16 protein-coding genes are annotated in these 13,748 nt (G+C 70.3%); 8 read left to right on the top strand and 8 right to left on the bottom strand.

All coding sequences use genetic code 11. The annotated features are described in order from the left end of the window. Positions 1-19: 19 nt before the first annotated feature. Positions 20-1,543, bottom strand: coding sequence for a glycoside hydrolase family 3 protein (locus ACTOQ1_RS28610; RefSeq protein ID WP_440071074.1), 1,524 nt, complete (start codon positions 1,541-1,543; stop codon positions 20-22). A 340-nt stretch (positions 1,544-1,883) separates the two neighbouring features. On the opposite strand from ACTOQ1_RS28610, the gene ACTOQ1_RS28605 reads away from it, so the two are divergent. Together ACTOQ1_RS28605 and ACTOQ1_RS28600 are read left to right on the top strand one after the other, a co-directional pair. Then, positions 1,884-2,573: a TetR/AcrR family transcriptional regulator gene (locus tag ACTOQ1_RS28605; RefSeq protein WP_440071073.1), complete on the top strand. Its 690-nt coding sequence runs from the start codon at positions 1,884-1,886 to the stop codon at positions 2,571-2,573. An 82-nt stretch (positions 2,574-2,655) separates the two neighbouring features. Beyond that, complete coding sequence (locus ACTOQ1_RS28600; RefSeq protein ID WP_440071072.1) at positions 2,656-3,339, top strand: DNA alkylation repair protein; 684 nt, start codon at positions 2,656-2,658, stop codon at positions 3,337-3,339. Between the two features lie 118 nt (positions 3,340-3,457). Here the strand turns inward: ACTOQ1_RS28600 and ACTOQ1_RS28595 are convergent, their stop codons facing one another. From ACTOQ1_RS28595 to ACTOQ1_RS28580, 4 genes are all read right to left on the bottom strand, one after another. Then, the gene (locus tag ACTOQ1_RS28595) at positions 3,458-3,928 is read right to left on the bottom strand and encodes a hypothetical protein (protein WP_440071071.1); all 471 of its coding nucleotides are present in this window, start codon (positions 3,926-3,928) and stop codon (positions 3,458-3,460) included. Between the two features lie 13 nt (positions 3,929-3,941). Continuing rightward, positions 3,942-4,205 (bottom strand): hypothetical protein, encoded by a 264-nt coding sequence (locus ACTOQ1_RS28590; RefSeq protein WP_440071070.1) that lies wholly within the window; start codon positions 4,203-4,205, stop codon positions 3,942-3,944. Between the two features lie 177 nt (positions 4,206-4,382). After that, complete coding sequence (locus tag ACTOQ1_RS28585) at positions 4,383-5,294, bottom strand: carbohydrate ABC transporter permease (protein ID WP_440071069.1); 912 nt, start codon at positions 5,292-5,294, stop codon at positions 4,383-4,385. Beyond that, on the bottom strand, positions 5,294-6,196 hold the full coding sequence (locus ACTOQ1_RS28580; protein ID WP_362677752.1) for a carbohydrate ABC transporter permease: 903 nt from the start codon (positions 6,194-6,196) through the stop codon (positions 5,294-5,296). The genes ACTOQ1_RS28585 and ACTOQ1_RS28580 overlap by 1 nt, the downstream gene beginning before the upstream one ends. Here ACTOQ1_RS28580 and ACTOQ1_RS28575 point away from each other — a divergent pair. Next, positions 6,168-6,365 carry a hypothetical protein gene (locus ACTOQ1_RS28575; RefSeq protein ID WP_440071068.1) on the top strand — a complete coding sequence of 66 codons (198 nt, stop codon included), beginning with the start codon at positions 6,168-6,170 and terminating at the stop codon, positions 6,363-6,365. The genes ACTOQ1_RS28580 and ACTOQ1_RS28575 overlap by 29 nt on opposite strands. Here ACTOQ1_RS28575 and ngcE read toward each other — a convergent pair. The 3 genes from ngcE to ACTOQ1_RS28560 form a co-directional block, all read right to left on the bottom strand. Beyond that, entirely contained in the window at positions 6,355-7,764 is a 1,410-nt protein-coding gene (gene ngcE, locus ACTOQ1_RS28570) for an N-acetylglucosamine/diacetylchitobiose ABC transporter substrate-binding protein (RefSeq protein ID WP_440071067.1), read from the bottom strand. The genes ACTOQ1_RS28575 and ngcE overlap by 11 nt on opposite strands. 96 nt (positions 7,765-7,860) lie before the next feature. Further along, positions 7,861-8,619 carry a sugar isomerase domain-containing protein gene (locus ACTOQ1_RS28565; RefSeq protein WP_440071066.1) on the bottom strand — a complete coding sequence of 253 codons (759 nt, stop codon included), beginning with the start codon at positions 8,617-8,619 and terminating at the stop codon, positions 7,861-7,863. Between the two features lie 2 nt (positions 8,620-8,621). Next, positions 8,622-9,506 (bottom strand): MurR/RpiR family transcriptional regulator, encoded by an 885-nt coding sequence (locus ACTOQ1_RS28560; protein ID WP_440071065.1) that lies wholly within the window; start codon positions 9,504-9,506, stop codon positions 8,622-8,624. Between the two features lie 190 nt (positions 9,507-9,696). Here ACTOQ1_RS28560 and ACTOQ1_RS28555 point away from each other — a divergent pair, with 190 nt between their 5' ends. The 5 genes from ACTOQ1_RS28555 (at position 9,697) to ACTOQ1_RS28535 (ending at position 13,742) form a co-directional block, all read left to right on the top strand. Next, positions 9,697-10,065 carry a hypothetical protein gene (locus ACTOQ1_RS28555; protein WP_440071064.1) on the top strand — a complete coding sequence of 123 codons (369 nt, stop codon included), beginning with the start codon at positions 9,697-9,699 and terminating at the stop codon, positions 10,063-10,065. A 165-nt stretch (positions 10,066-10,230) separates the two neighbouring features. After that, positions 10,231-10,824 carry an HAD family hydrolase gene (locus ACTOQ1_RS28550; protein WP_440071063.1) on the top strand — a complete coding sequence of 198 codons (594 nt, stop codon included), beginning with the start codon at positions 10,231-10,233 and terminating at the stop codon, positions 10,822-10,824. 116 nt (positions 10,825-10,940) lie between these two features. After that, entirely contained in the window at positions 10,941-11,576 is a 636-nt protein-coding gene (locus tag ACTOQ1_RS28545) for a MerR family transcriptional regulator (RefSeq protein ID WP_440071062.1), read from the top strand. A 282-nt stretch (positions 11,577-11,858) separates the two neighbouring features. Next, positions 11,859-12,872, top strand: coding sequence for a glutamine synthetase (glnII, locus tag ACTOQ1_RS28540; protein WP_440071061.1), 1,014 nt, complete (start codon positions 11,859-11,861; stop codon positions 12,870-12,872). 279 nt (positions 12,873-13,151) lie between these two features. Then, positions 13,152-13,742, top strand: coding sequence for a TetR/AcrR family transcriptional regulator (locus ACTOQ1_RS28535; RefSeq protein ID WP_440071060.1), 591 nt, complete (start codon positions 13,152-13,154; stop codon positions 13,740-13,742). Positions 13,743-13,748: the final 6 nt, after the last annotated feature.

Below are 13,748 nucleotides of genomic sequence, written 5' to 3'. Positions count from 1 at the left end.
TCCGGGCGGGCCCTCCCGGTCAGGCGGTGCCCGTGTCTCCGGCGAGGAGCTCTGCGGCGGCCTGGCCGCAGACGCGGGAGGCCCCGTGGGTGGCGACGTGGACGGCGCCGAGGTCGGAGCGGCCGGGCAGTCCCATCTCGACCACGACGGCGTCGGCGCGGGCGGCCAGCAGGTGCCGGAGCGCGTCGGCCTGCCAGGGGTGGCGGTGCGCGTCGCGGACGACGATGACCAGGGGACGCTCGGCCGCCGCGGCGAGCACGGCCTCGATGGCGCCTCCGGTGGCCGTGGAGGCGGCCAGCCGGGTGACCGTGGTGCCGGGGAGGAGCTTGCCGAGCGGCTCGCCGACGCCCCACGGGGTGTCCTTCTCGATGGCGAGGTTCATCTCGGGGGCGAGCTCGACGACGTGCGGCGGGGCTGCCAGCGGGAACACCGCGGCCGCGGAGCGGCGGGTGATCCGCAGCGCCCGCCGGGCGGCGGCCAGGCCGATCGACGGGGTGCCGGGACGGCCCGGGGCGCCGGGGCCCGAGAGCGCGCTCCGGCGGGTGGTCGTGGCCCAGAGGGCGAGCTCGCAGACGCGCCGGGAGGCGTCGGCGAGCCGTTCCTCGGAGAGCCTGCCCTCGATCACGGCGTCCACGATCGCGTCGCGGATCCCGATCGCGGTCTCCTCCCCCGCGTGCTCGCCGCCCACGCAGATCGCGTCGGCACCCGCGGCGACGGCGAGGACCGAGGCCCCGCCGATGCCGTACGGGCCGGAGACGGCGGCCATCTCGATGCCGTCGGTGACGATGACGCCCTCGAACCCCAGCTCGACCCTGAGCAGGTCGTGCAGGACCGGGCGGCTGAGGGTGGCGGGCATCGCGGGGTCCAGGGCGGAGACGAGCAGGTGCCCGGTCATGACCGTGCGCACCCCCTGCTCGACGGCCGCGCGAAAGGGCCGCAGCGCCACCTCGCGCAGTTCTCCGAGGGGAGCGGCGACGAGAGGCACGCCGTGGTGGGAGTCGACCGAGGTGTCGCCGTGGCCGGGGAAGTGCTTGGCGCAGGCGGCCACCCCCGCCGACTGCATGCCCCGGATCCAGGCGGTGGTGTGCCGGGCGACGAGGTCGGGATCCGCGCCGAAGGAGCGCAGGCCGATCACCGGGTTGTCGGGGTTGGAGTTCACGTCGGCCGAGGGGGCGAAGTTGAGGTTGACGCCCGCCCGGGCCAGGTCGCGGCCGAGGTCGGCGGCGAGTTCCTCGGTGAGGCCGGTGTCGTCGACCACGCCGAGGGCGAAGTTGCCGGGCCTGGTGCTCCCGCCCGCGGCCTCCAGGCGGGTGACCTCGCCCGACTCCTCGTCGATGCCGACCAGGACCTGGGGGTTCTCCTCCCGGAGCACGGCCGTGAGGTCGGCCACCTGGGAGGGGGTGGCGATGTTCCTGGAGAACAGCACCACTCCGGCCAGCCCCTCGCCGAGCCGGCGTCGGAGCCAGTCGGGCGGGGACTTGCCCTCGAAGCCGGGAAAGACCACCGTCTCCGCCAGGCGGAGCAGCTCTGGGCCGCGCTTCATTCACCCCTCCTCGCCTGACGGCCGGTCGGCTTTCCCGCCGAAGACGCGCAGACACCACGTTGTACCGGACCCCTGGGGAAAGCGCTCCCACAGCGGCTTTGCGCAAATCTAATAGGAAAGTTTCCTAATTGCTAGTGGGCTGACCATAGGCCTTCGGCTCATGATTTTGCAGATCGGGACGATGGACGAGTGTGGGGTCCGCTGATACGGAGCCGGGAACGAGAGCCGTCCGCCGCCCGCCCGGCGGCGAGTGCCGCAAGCGTTCGGCCAGAGCCGGGAGCAGGAACGAGCCTGCGCATTCCGGTGAACAAGCGATTGCGCAAGGGCTCATAATGGGGGCGTGAACACGCGAAAGAACTCCGGCGGCGCGACCACCACCCCGGTCAGGCGCCAGGGCGGGACCAGGCGCGCGGCCACATCCGGCCCCGCCTCGGAGCGCCGCGACCATCTCGTCAAGCTCGCCGCCGAGCTCTTCGCCCGCAAGGGCTTCCAGGCGACCACCGTCCGGGAGATCGCGGAGGAGGCCGGCATCCTGTCCGGAAGCCTCTACCACCACTTCGACTCCAAGGAGACGATCGTCGACGAGGTGCTGACCACCTTCCTCGACGACCTCGTCGGCCGTTACCGCACCGCCCTTGACCGAAGCGGCGACCCCCGCACGATCCTCTCAGAGATGGTGCGCATCGGTTTCAGCACGCTGGAGCCGCACCGCGCGGCGATCACCGTCATGCAGAACGACTGGAACTACCTGAGGTCCCTGCCCGGCGACCGTTTCGACTACCTGGTCAAGGCCGAGGACGAGGTCGAGCGCATGTGGGTCGAGCAGATCAAGCTCGGCCAGGCGGACGGCCTGTTCCGTGCCGACGTCGACCCCAAGCTCACCTACCGCATGATCCGCGACACCATCTGGGTGGCGGTGCGCTGGTTCCGCCCGGGAGGCCGCCTCAACACCACCGGCCTCGCCGAGCACTACATCACCGTCCTGTTCGACGGCCTCGCGACCGGCGAGCGGAGCAGCCAGAAGGCATGACGCCCGCGGAACCCGGCGCGGCGAGCGGCGCGGCCTGTGAGAATCAAGCGTCCGCGAAGCGAACGGGAAGTGGTGGGCGAGCATGGAGATACTGCAGAAGGCCGTGCGAATGGCGCTCACCGACGTGGCCGACCCCGCCAAGGCCCCGGGCATGCAGGCCTACATGAAGTCGTCGATGCCGTTCCTCGGCGTGCAGGCCGCTCCCCGCCGCGCCGCGCTGAAGCGGGTCTTCGCCGACTATCCCGTCGACACGGCGTCCGCGTGGAGGGAGGCGACGCTGGCCCTGTGGCGCGGGGCCGAATACCGCGAGGAGCGTTACGCCGCGATCGAGCTGACCGGCTTCCGCCTCTATCGCGCCTTCCAGACGCTCGACGCGCTGCCGGCGTACGAGGAGATGATCGTCACCGGAGCCTGGTGGGACTACGTCGACGAGCTCGCCGTCCACCGCGTCGGCGGCCTGCTCGCGGCCTTCCCCGACACCATGCGCCCCCTCATGCTCCGCTGGGCCCGCGGCACCGACCTGTGGAAGCGCCGCACGGCCATCCTCAGCCAGAACCGCTTCAAGTCCGCCACCGACACCGGCCTGCTGTACGCCTGCATCGAGCCGAGCCTGTCCGACAACGACTTCTTCGCCCGCAAGGCGATCGGCTGGGCCCTGCGCGAGTACGCCAAGACGAACCCCGGCGAGGTCGTCCGCTATGTCGACCACACCCGCATCAGCGGCCTGAGCCGCCGCGAGGCACTGAAGAACCTCCCGAACCGATGACCCGGGTACCGCGTCGGCGTCATCTCCCCCGAAAGACCGTGCTCCGCCCTTCCGGACCCGGACATGCCGGTCCTGCTGCGAACGGTGATCCCGGTGATCACTGTCCGCGGAGCCGCTTCTACGGGAAGAGGTCGAGTCGCGGCACAAGGCGTTCGCAGAAGTCGATGATCTCGGCTGTCCATGTGGTCGCCTCGTCGAGTTCGTCGCCGGTGACCGCCTCACTGGGCTGGCCGGAGTATTCGAGGACGTTTCTTCTGCGCCGCATGTGGTCGAGCCGGCGGAGAGGGGCACCTTCCCTCGTCTGCCCGAACTGACCCGTGACGGCTTCTCTGAGGGCGATGTGACCACCGGCGGACGTGGCACGCAGCCCCTGGGCCTGCAGGAGCGCGGCGGAAGCCTTCCGCGCGGCGTCGTAGCAGAGGGCGGACGCGCCGTCGGGGTCGGTGTCACGGATCAGCTCCACCGATTCGAGATGATTTCGCGCCGATTCGAGCATCGACTCGGCCATGTGATCGGCCAGAGGAACGCTTTGGAGCTCACGATTGTCGAGAAGCTTGCGGATCGCGGCTTCGCCGATGGTCCACTGCACTGCCGATCTCCCTCTAGACCTCCACCACGACCGTCGGCCCGCTCGCGATCTCGCGGAGCAGGCCTTCGCCGCCAGACTCCCACGCGGATACGCTCCGTAACACCGGATTCACGGAAATGCCCAGACGACGCTCGGCTCGCTCCGCCGCGTCGTAAACGTCCCCCCGGGATGGCGAGCCGATGACCAGGAGGTCCACGTCGTTGGGCTGGGGACCGGGCCGGCCGTGATAGCGCGCGGCCCAGGAGCCGAAGATGACGAGCCGTTCGACCCCGGACACCGACGCGAACTCCTCGGAGATGATCGCGGGAGGGCCGAAGGTGACGGCCAGCAGTTGCGTCAGTGGCCGCGAGGCGGCGGTCTCGTTGTTGGCCCTGACAAGCCGCGCTCTGCCTATCTTGCGCTCCCGGAGGAGACCGGGTGCCGGTGGGGGCGATCAGGACCGGGACGGCGGCCACTACTTGAGCGCGCCCGCGGTGAGGCCCTTCTGGATCTGGCTCTGGAAGAGCGTGTAGACGATCAGCATCGGCAGGATGGCCATGCTCAGCGCGGCGAACAGGGCCGACCAGTCGGCGTCGTAGCCCGCGGCCGTGGAGATGTCGGCGATGCCCTGGGTGAGCACCCACTTGTCCCGGTCGGAGTTGAGCAGCACCAGGGGCAGCTGGTACTGGTTCCACTGGCCGAGCACGTTGAAGATGGTCACGCTGACGATGCCCGGCTTCGCCATCGGCAGCATGATCTGGAAGAACACCCGGGTGTGCGAGGCCCCGTCCACGAAGGCCGCCTCGGCCACCGCCCCCGGCAGCGTCCTGAAGAAGGCCGCGAGGAAGAAGACGGTGAAGGGCAGCGAGTACGCGATGTAGACCAGCACCAGCCCGCCGTGCGTGTTCAGCCCGATGTACGGGCCGATCACCGGGACCGTCCCCATGTTCTGCACGACGAAGAACAGCGGGGTCAGCGCCAGGTAGACCGGGAAGGCCAGACCGGAGACGAACAACAGGTAGATCGACCGGTTTCCCCGGAACCGGTAGCGGGCCAGCACGTACGCGGCCATCGAGCCGAACAGCATCGTGCCGAAGGTGCCGAAGGCCACCACGACGATGCTGTTGATCATGTACTGGCCGATGTGCGCCTGCTCCCAGGCGCGGGCCCAGTTGTCGAGGCGCAGGGAGGCCGGCAGCGACCAGGCGTCGCCGAAGATCTCGTCCTCGCTCTTCACCGACGCGAGGAACGTCCACACGATCGGCACGACCACCAGGACCGTCCAGACCAGCAGCGCGACGTGCGTCAGGGCCGACAGGGGTCCCAGACGCCTCCTGCGCTCCTCGCGGGCCAGGGCCCTGCTCTGGGGAATCACGACGTCCGCCACTAGAACTCGATCCGCTCACGCCGCGACAGGCGAAGGGCCAGCGCCGCGAACCCGATGGTGAAGAAGAACAGCACCACGCCCATCGCGGAGGCGTAGCCGAACTTGAAGTACTGGAAGGCGGTGCGGTAGATCTCCGCCGCCATCACGGTCGTGGAGTGGTCCGGGCCGCCGTGCTCGGCCGTCATCACCCACACGATGGCGAAGACGTCCAGCGCGGCGATGCCGAGATAGACCCAGCCGACCTGGATGGTGTCCCACAGCAGCGGCAGCGTGACCCGCAGGAACAGCTGCGGCCCCCCGGCGCCGTCGATCGCCGCCGCCTCGAACAGGTCGCGCGGGATGGAGGCGATGCCCGCCGAGAAGAGCACGACGTAGAAGCCGACCGCCTGCCAGACCAGTACGGCGAGGATCGACCAGAACGCGACGTCGGTGCTGGACAGGAAGCCGATCGGCTCGAACCCCAGGGCGATGAGCGGCGCGTTGAGCATGCCGCTGCGGTCGGGCCTGAAGACCTGCTGGAACAGGACGGCGACCACGGCGACGGCGAGCACCTGGGGGAAGAAGAACACCACGCGGTAGAACTTCGACCCCCAGATGCCCCCGGTGCCGCCCCGCCCGCCCGCGTTGAGCAGGAAGGCGAAGAAGAGCGCGATCCCCAGCGTGAGGATCGGCATCAGGACCAGCAGGACGAGGTTGTGCCTGACCGCCTGCCAGAACACGTTGTCGGCCAGCAGCCGCTGGAAGTTCTCCAGGCCCACGAGGCGCGGGCTCGCGTTCACCCCGCGCCAGTCGGTGAACGCGATGTAGAAGGCCTGCGCGTAGGGCGCGATCACATAGATCAGGTAGAGCGCCACCGGGATCGCGAGGAATCCCGTGACGAACCGTGTCCTGCCGTGGTTCATCCCGGCTTACCGTTCCCTCGGTGGCGCGCCGCCGCCCGGCGGCACCGTCCCGACATGCATCATGACCTGGTCGTCCTTCCCCGGACGGCTCGCCGTCCCGCCGCGCCTCATGCGCGGCGTACACGACATGCACGACGTACCGCCGCCGCGTGCCGTCGTCACCGGCTGAACTTCTTCACCGAGGAGTCCTTCTTGATGGCGTCGGCCTTGCGCTGCGCGCGCTCCGCCCACTGGTCGACGGTGAGCTTGCCGGCCATGAGCTGCCCGGTCGCGGCGGCCACCTCGTCGTGCATCTCGACGTACCACTTGCGGAACAGGAACCAGACGGCGTTGTCGCCCGCAGCCTCCAGCGCGGCCGAGGCGCTCTTCAGGCCGGGCTTGAGCGTGCGGCCCTCGCCGGCGCCCTTGACGACCGTGAGCGTGGAGACCATCTCCATGAACTTGCCCGCGCCCTCCTTGGAGAGCATGGCGCGCATGTACTCCAGGCCCGCGCGGGGGTTGGCCGACTTCGCCGGGACGACGTACTCCTCGCCCGGCTGGGCGTGCAGGGTGCCGTACGGCAGGGCGTCGGAGGAGCCGAAGTCGGGGAGTGCGAACATCGCGTAGCCGAAGTCGGCCGGGGTGGAGTCCTTCTGCTCGTTCTCCAGCCAGGAGCCGCAGGGCAGCATCGCGACCTGGCCCTTGTTGTGCGCCGTCTGGGTCTGCACGTGGTCGAGCCCCGCGGTGCCCTGCAGCAGGTACTTCGACCCGATCTCGACGAAGGCCTCCGCGGCCTGCCTGACCGGCTCGGCCTTCCAGGCGCCGTCCTGGAGGTTGTCGATGTTCTTCAGCACGTCCTTGCCGCCGATCTTCGCGGCGAGCGTGAGGATGGCCTCGTAGATGTAGAACGGGTGCTTGCCCGCGTAGGTGAAGGGCGCCATCTTGCCCGACTTCTTGATGGTCTCGCACAGTGCCAGGAAGTCGGCCCAGGTCTTGGGGACCTGCCAGCCCTCGGCCTCGAAGAGCTTCTGCGAGTACCAGATGCCCCAGACGGTGTTGGCGTAGTTGAGGACGTACGGCTTGCCGTCGTAGCTGCCCAGCTCGATCGCGTTCGGGTCGATCGTGTCGCGCACCTTGACGGCGGGGTCGTCCCAGCTCGGCGCGTCGTACAGCGGCGTGAGGTCGGCGAGCTGGCCGTCCTGGACCAGGGCGCCGAAGTCCATCGCGTTGGCGCCGGAGTTGTTGACGAACTCCGGCGGGTTGCCGCCGGCGAAGCGCGGCTGGAGGGTCTTGGCGACCTCCTTGGTGGCGTTGTGCTTGATCTCCAGCTTGGGGTGTTTGGCCTTGAGCAGCGGCTCGTGGACGTCCGTGGCGTAGGCGTCGCCGAAACCGCCGTCGAAGATCCAGACCTCCAGGGGTTTGTCCTCGGCGAAGCCGAGCGGGTTGGCCGCGCTGGTGGCCCCGACGACGGGCGCCGAGGAGGCGGCGCCGCCGTTGCCCGCGGGGGTGGCGCACGCGGACAGGACCGGCAGGGTGAGGCCGGCCAGGGCCGCGCTGCGCAGGAGCTCGCGCCTGGATAGCTGGGTCATGCTTCCTCCTGGAAGTGGCCTGGGAGTGGAAGGCGGTGGCCTGGGAGTGAGAGGTGGCCCGGGGGTGGGAGGCGGCCCGGGGGTGGGAGGCGGTGGTCAGGCACCTCGCCGGATCCTTCCGGCGTAGCGGTTCTCGAGAGCGCGGTTGTGCTCGTCGCCGCCGGTCACGTTGGCGGAACGGTAGATCGGCGGGGTCAGGCCCGCTTCGGTCAGGCCGCGCACCACCTCGGCCACGACCATCTGGGCCAGCAGCGCCGAGGTGATCGTGGAGACCGCCCCGAACGTGCCGCCGTCCTGGAGCGGGAGGACCGCGTCGCCGTACGGGGCGCGGTTGTCGAGCACCACGTCGGCGAGGTCGAGCAGCTTGCGGCCCGAGGGGTGGCGGGAGGTCATCGCGGTGCTGTGCTGCACCGACGTCAGGGCGATCAGGTCGTGCCCGTGCTCCTTGACGACCGAGGCCAGCTCGACCACCGACCCGTTCACCCCGGAACTGGAGATCAGCACGAACACGTCGCGTGGCTCGACGGGGGCCAGGTCGTAGATCCGCCGGGCGACCGAGGGGTCGCGCTCCAGCTCGCCGGCCGCTCCGAGGAGGATGCCGACCGGGGCGTCCCCGTACAGGACGACGTCGCGCAGGGCCAGGCGGTTGCTGGGCACCAGGCCGCCCGCGCGCCCGGCGATCTCCATCGCGATCGCCTCGGAGTGGCCCGAGCCGAACGCCTGGATCACGCCGCCGCCGTGCAGGGACTTGACGATCAGCGCCGCCGCGTCCCCCACCGCGGCCGTCTGGGTCCTGGACACCTCGTCCACCAGGGCCTTGATCTCGTGAACGTACTCGGAAGCCCCGATCTCCACGGTCAGCTCCTCTCCACGCGATGGCTCTCCAGAGCCCGGATCGTCAATTCGAAGGCCTCGTTCGTCTGCTCGTAGGTGCGCTGCGCGACCGCGACGTAGACGGTGTCGAGGACGAAGAGCTGGGAGTGGACGGCGGCCAGGCCGCCCAGCCGGAAGGTGGTCTCGCGGCTGGCGGTGGTCAGCACCAGGTCGGACAGCTCGGCCAGCGGGGAGCGGGCGAAGGAGGTGACCGCGACGGTCAGCGCGCCCCGGTCGCCGGCCTCGCCGAGGGACTCCAGCACCTCGCGGGTCCGGCCCTGGTGGGAGATGCCGATCGCGACGTCGCCCTCGCCGAGCAGCGCGGCGTCGGCGAGCGCCTCGTGCGCGTCGGCGTGGCTCCAGCAGGGGACCCGGATCCGGCGCAGCCGCCCGCCCATCATCAGGGCCACCGCCCCGCTGGTGGAGACGCCGAAGATGAGGACGCGTCTGGCCGCGACGATGGCCTGGGCGACCTTGGCGACGGTGCCCGCGTCCAGCTGGGCCGCCGTCTCCTGGATGAGCCGGGAGTCGGCGGCGGCCATCACGCCGATCGCCGCGTCGAGCGGATCGGTGGGGCCGATCTCGTGGCCCACCCCCGCGTCCCAGTTGGCCTGCGCGGCGCGCCCGTTCTCGGTGGCCAGCGCGACCCGCAGCCCGGCGTACCCGGCGAAGCCGAACACCCGGCAGAAGCGGGTCACCGTGGCGGGTGAGCTGCCGCTCCGCTCGGCCAGCGTGATGATCGTGGAGCGTGCCGCCTCGGCGGGGTCGGCCAGGATCGCCTCCCCCACCCGGCGCAGTGCCTCGGGCAGCGCGGGCGTCTCGGTCTGTATGCGTCCGAGCGCGCCTGCGGCCACAAGTATTCCTTTCATCGGAAGTCATCTGGGTGAAAATTATTCTCAAGTCAAGCTCGCGTCAAGGCCGTCGAGGGCACGGTTGGGGGCACAACGCCCACGGCGCCGGGGCTTCGGGAAAAAATTCCGACAACCTTCGGCGCCTGTCGGGCGTCGTTTCTAACAGAGGTTCCAGAAAAGGAGCCGCCCGACGGAGGCGAACCCCACGATGACTCGACGTCCGGCCGACACGCCGCACCAGGTTTCCGGCGCACACGTCCACGACGAGCTGGCCGCCCGGCGCGCCAGGCGCGCCAGGGACCAGAGACTGCGCAACGACCCGCACATCCGGCTGCTGGAGCGCGAGCACGGCGTCCGCTTCACCGTCGAGGAGCTCCAGGCGGCGGACCGCCAGGCCCAGGAGTTGCTGGCGCCGCTCCGCCAGGAGCCGCCCCTCGACGAGGAGACCCGGTCCCTGCAGCTGCTCGTCTGGCGCCGTCTGGGCCCGAGGGGGTTCCAGGGGTTCATGCAGGAGCTGGAGGAGATGGAGGCCGAGCTGGCCAGGGCCAGGCACGACGGCTGGGGCGATATCAGCTAGACCTTTCCCCTCCCCCTCCGGCAGGTTCCCCACCCCGGCAGGCCCTCGCACCCGCCGTCGCGGTCTCACCCGATCACGGTGACGCGACCATCCCCCAGGCGAGCGATCGACCGCTCACGTGCGCGGTAAAGTGGAGGGAGATCCACTTTCACGCGTTAGGCCACCATGCTCCATCAGCGACTCCAGCCCTCCACGCCGTACGCCGCCCTGGTCTTCGACTGCGACGGGACCCTCGTCGACACCGCCGCCGCCAACGAGAGCGCCTGGCGGACCGCGCTGGCCGGATGGCAGGTGGACCTCGACCCCGCCTGGTACCAGGCCCGCACCGGCCTGTCCGCCGACCGCCTGCTGGCCGAGCTGGAGACCGAGACCGGAGCCGAACTCGACTACCAGGCGGTGCGCGCGGCGGCGCTGGACGCCTACCAGTGGCTGATCCACACGGTCACCCCGCACCAGACGGTCAGCGCGGTCGCGCAGGCGCACCGGGGACGGGTGCCGATGGCCGTGGCCTCGGGAGGCGCCCGCCAGGCCGTGGAGGAGACCCTGCGCGTCACCGGCCTGCGCCCCCTCTTCGACACCGTGGTCACCAGGGACGACGTCCGCTACGGCAAGCCGGCCCCCGACGTCTACCTCCTCGCGGCACGCCGCCTCGGCGTCGCCCCGCACGCCTGCGTCGCCTACGAGGACACCGACGAGGGGGTGGCCTCCGCCCTCGCCGCCGGGATGACCGTCATCGACGTGCGCCCCTCGCTCCGCTAGAAGATCCTCCCTCGCCCCGTTGGAACGTTCTCCCCGCCCCGCCGGGTACGCCCCCGGCGGCGGATCGCGGCGCGGCCGCGGACGGCCCTCGAATTGGCTACCTGTACTATCCAATGATGCGGATATCCGAGCTCAGCGCCGCATCGGGCGTACCCATCCCGACGATCAAGTACTACCTGCGCGAGGGCATGCTTCCCGCCGGGGAGCAGATCTCGGCCACCAGAGCGAGCTACGGCGAGGACCACCTGCGCAGGCTGCGGCTGATCCGGGCACTGCTGGAGGTGGGACGGCTGTCCATCGCCTCCATCGCCAAGGTGACGGCCGCCGTCGACGACACGAGCCTGAACCTGCACCGTGTCCTCGGCACCGCGCATTACGCCATCGCCCCGGCGGTCGAGCCGCACGCGTCCGGCGAGGAGTGGGCGCGCGCCCGCGCCGAGGCCGACGCCATGATCGCCGACCTCGGCTGGCAGGTGGATCCCGGCGCCCCGGCCCGCGACGAGCTGGCCCAGGCCGTCCTCACCCTCGGCCGCCTCGGCATGCCCGCCGACGGCGAGGCCCTGCGGCCCTACGCCGACGCCGCCCTGCGGCTCGTGACCGAACACGAGATCGGCACCATCCCGCTCGACGGCTCCCGCGAGGCCGCGGTCGAGGCCATGGTCCTGGGCACCGTCGTGCACGGCAGGGTGCTCGACATCATGCGGAGACTCGCCCACGAGTCGGTCTCGGCCCGTGTCCTCGGCACTTCCTGACCCCTCGCCTTCCCCACTTCCTATCCCATATGCGACAAAGGGGATTCAAGCCATCTAGAGCAATAATCGGTCTCCCCTGTGACGCATGTCTCCATCGTTCCAACCGTCCCGCGAAACGGCAGCTCACACCCCCGAAACAGGGGCGTGCGGATTTTCAACACGGCCACTGCCTGCCCATATAGGGCTGGGTAACACCCTGTTCACACACGGGCAACAGATGCGAAATCGCGACTTGCGAATCTTTGGGGGCAGCAGATCCCTCCATCCCCAAGGACTCCGCCGATGACCTTCAAGGCTGAATACATCTGGATCGACGGCACCGAGCCGACCGCCAAGCTTCGTTCCAAGACCAAGGTGATGGCGGACGGCGCGGAGCTCCCGATCTGGGGCTTCGACGGGTCCAGCACGAACCAGGCCGACGGCTCCTCCTCGGACCGCGTGCTCAAGCCGGTGTTCACCTGCCCGGACCCGATCCGCGGCGGCGACAGCGTGCTGGTGCTGTGCGAGGTGCTCAACATCGACATGACCCCGCACGCCAGCAACACCCGCGCCGCCCTCGTCGAGGTCGCCGAGAAGTACGCCGACCAGGAGTCCTGGTTCGGCATCGAGCAGGAGTACACCTTCTTCAAGGAGGGCCGCCCGCTCGGCTTCCCGATCGGCGGCTTCCCGGCCCCGCAGGGTGGCTACTACTGCGGCGTCGGCGCCGACGAGGTCTTCGGCCGCGAGATCGTCGAGAAGCACCTCGACTACTGCATCGAGGCCGGGCTGGCCATCTCCGGCATCAACGCCGAGGTCATGCCGGGCCAGTGGGAGTTCCAGATCGGCCCGGCCGGTCCCGTCGAGGTCTCCGACCACATGTGGATCGCCCGCTGGCTGCTCTACCGCACCGCCGAGGCCTTCAACGTCGGCGCCACCCTGGACGCCAAGCCGGTGAAGGGCGACTGGAACGGCGCGGGCGCGCACACCAACTTCTCCACCAAGGCGATGCGCGAGGGCTACGACCCGATCGTCACCGCCTGCGAGGCCCTCGCCGCGAACGCCCTGGAGCACGTCAAGCACTACGGCTCCGGCATCGAGGAGCGCCTCACCGGCCTCCACGAGACCGCCCCCTGGAACGAGTTCAGCTACGGCGTCTCCGACCGCGGCGCCTCGGTCCGCATCCCGTGGCAGGTCGAGGTGGAGAAGAAGGGCTACATCGAGGACCGGCGTCCGAACGCCAACGTCGACCCCTACCTGGTCACCCGCCTCATCGTGAACACCTGCTGCTCCGCTCTGGAGAAGGCCGACCAGGTCTGATCCCGACCGACGGACTCCGAAGGCCGCGGACGCCCTGCCGGGGGCGGCCGCGGCCTTCGGCATTCCGCCTTCGCCCTCTCGCCCCTTCGCCCCTTCGTCGTCTCCCGGCCAGGACTTCGCCCTCTCCCGGCCAGGACCGGAACCCGGGCCCGTGGTCGCCGGCGCCCGGCTCCCCCGAAGGCGGGCCGGCCGGCGAGACGGCCGGGCACGGCGAGGGCGAGAAGGACGAAGACAGGCAAGACGAGACGTTCCGACTCGCCGGATGATACATTCGGGCACGTGAAAACACCGAACCCGGCCCGTCGCAGCGAGCAGTCGCGCCAGGCCATCCTGAGCGCCGCCTTCGACCTGGTCGCCGAGTCCGGGTACGCCAAGCTGACGGTGGAGGCGATCGCCGCCCGCGCGGGGGTGGGCAAGCAGACGATCTACCGCTGGTGGCCGTCCAAGGGCGCCGTCTTCGTCGACGCCGTCCTCGCCGTGACCGGGGACGAGAAGGGGCACTTCGCGCTGCCCGACACCGGCGACCTCGGCGCGGACCTGCGCGTCGTGCTGCGGGCCATCGTCGACGAGTACAACGACCCCAAGCTCGACACGATGAGCCGGGCGATGACCATCGAGGCGCTGAACGACCCCGGGATCAACACCGAGATCATCGAGCGGATCATGGGGCCGCACCTGGAGGCGACGAGGGAGCGGCTGCGCGCCGCCCGGCGGGCGGGCCAGGTGGCCGAGGACGCGGATCTGAACGTGGCCGTCGAGTTGCTGTACGGGCCGATCTACCACCGCTGGATGCTGCGCACCGCCCCCCTCACCCACGAGTACGCCGACACGGTCGTGGGGTTCGCCCTCCGGGCCCTGAGGGCGGGATAGCGACGA

It is taken from the genome of Streptosporangium sp. OZ121 (assembly GCF_051918885.1).
Classification (GTDB): domain Bacteria; phylum Actinomycetota; class Actinomycetes; order Streptosporangiales; family Streptosporangiaceae; genus Streptosporangium.
Note: the sequence above shows the minus strand (reverse complement) of the source record. Positions and strands in the feature narration are given on the sequence as shown.

Coding starts and splice junctions, on each gene's coding strand:
- ACTOQ1_RS28610 (WP_440071074.1), bottom strand. CDS start 1,543: ATGAAGCGCGGCCCAGAGCTGCTCCGCCTGGCGGAGACGGTGGTCTTT.
- ACTOQ1_RS28560 (WP_440071065.1), bottom strand. CDS start 9,506: ATGAAAGGAATACTTGTGGCCGCAGGCGCGCTCGGACGCATACAGACC.
- ACTOQ1_RS28550 (WP_440071063.1), top strand. CDS start 10,231: ATGCTCCATCAGCGACTCCAGCCCTCCACGCCGTACGCCGCCCTGGTC.
- glnII (WP_440071061.1), top strand. CDS start 11,859: ATGACCTTCAAGGCTGAATACATCTGGATCGACGGCACCGAGCCGACC.
- ngcE (WP_440071067.1), bottom strand. CDS start 7,764: ATGACCCAGCTATCCAGGCGCGAGCTCCTGCGCAGCGCGGCCCTGGCC.
- ACTOQ1_RS28545 (WP_440071062.1), top strand. CDS start 10,941: ATGCGGATATCCGAGCTCAGCGCCGCATCGGGCGTACCCATCCCGACG.
- ACTOQ1_RS28600 (WP_440071072.1), top strand. CDS start 2,656: ATGGAGATACTGCAGAAGGCCGTGCGAATGGCGCTCACCGACGTGGCC.
- ACTOQ1_RS28580 (WP_362677752.1), bottom strand. CDS start 6,196: ATGAACCACGGCAGGACACGGTTCGTCACGGGATTCCTCGCGATCCCG.
- ACTOQ1_RS28555 (WP_440071064.1), top strand. CDS start 9,697: ATGACTCGACGTCCGGCCGACACGCCGCACCAGGTTTCCGGCGCACAC.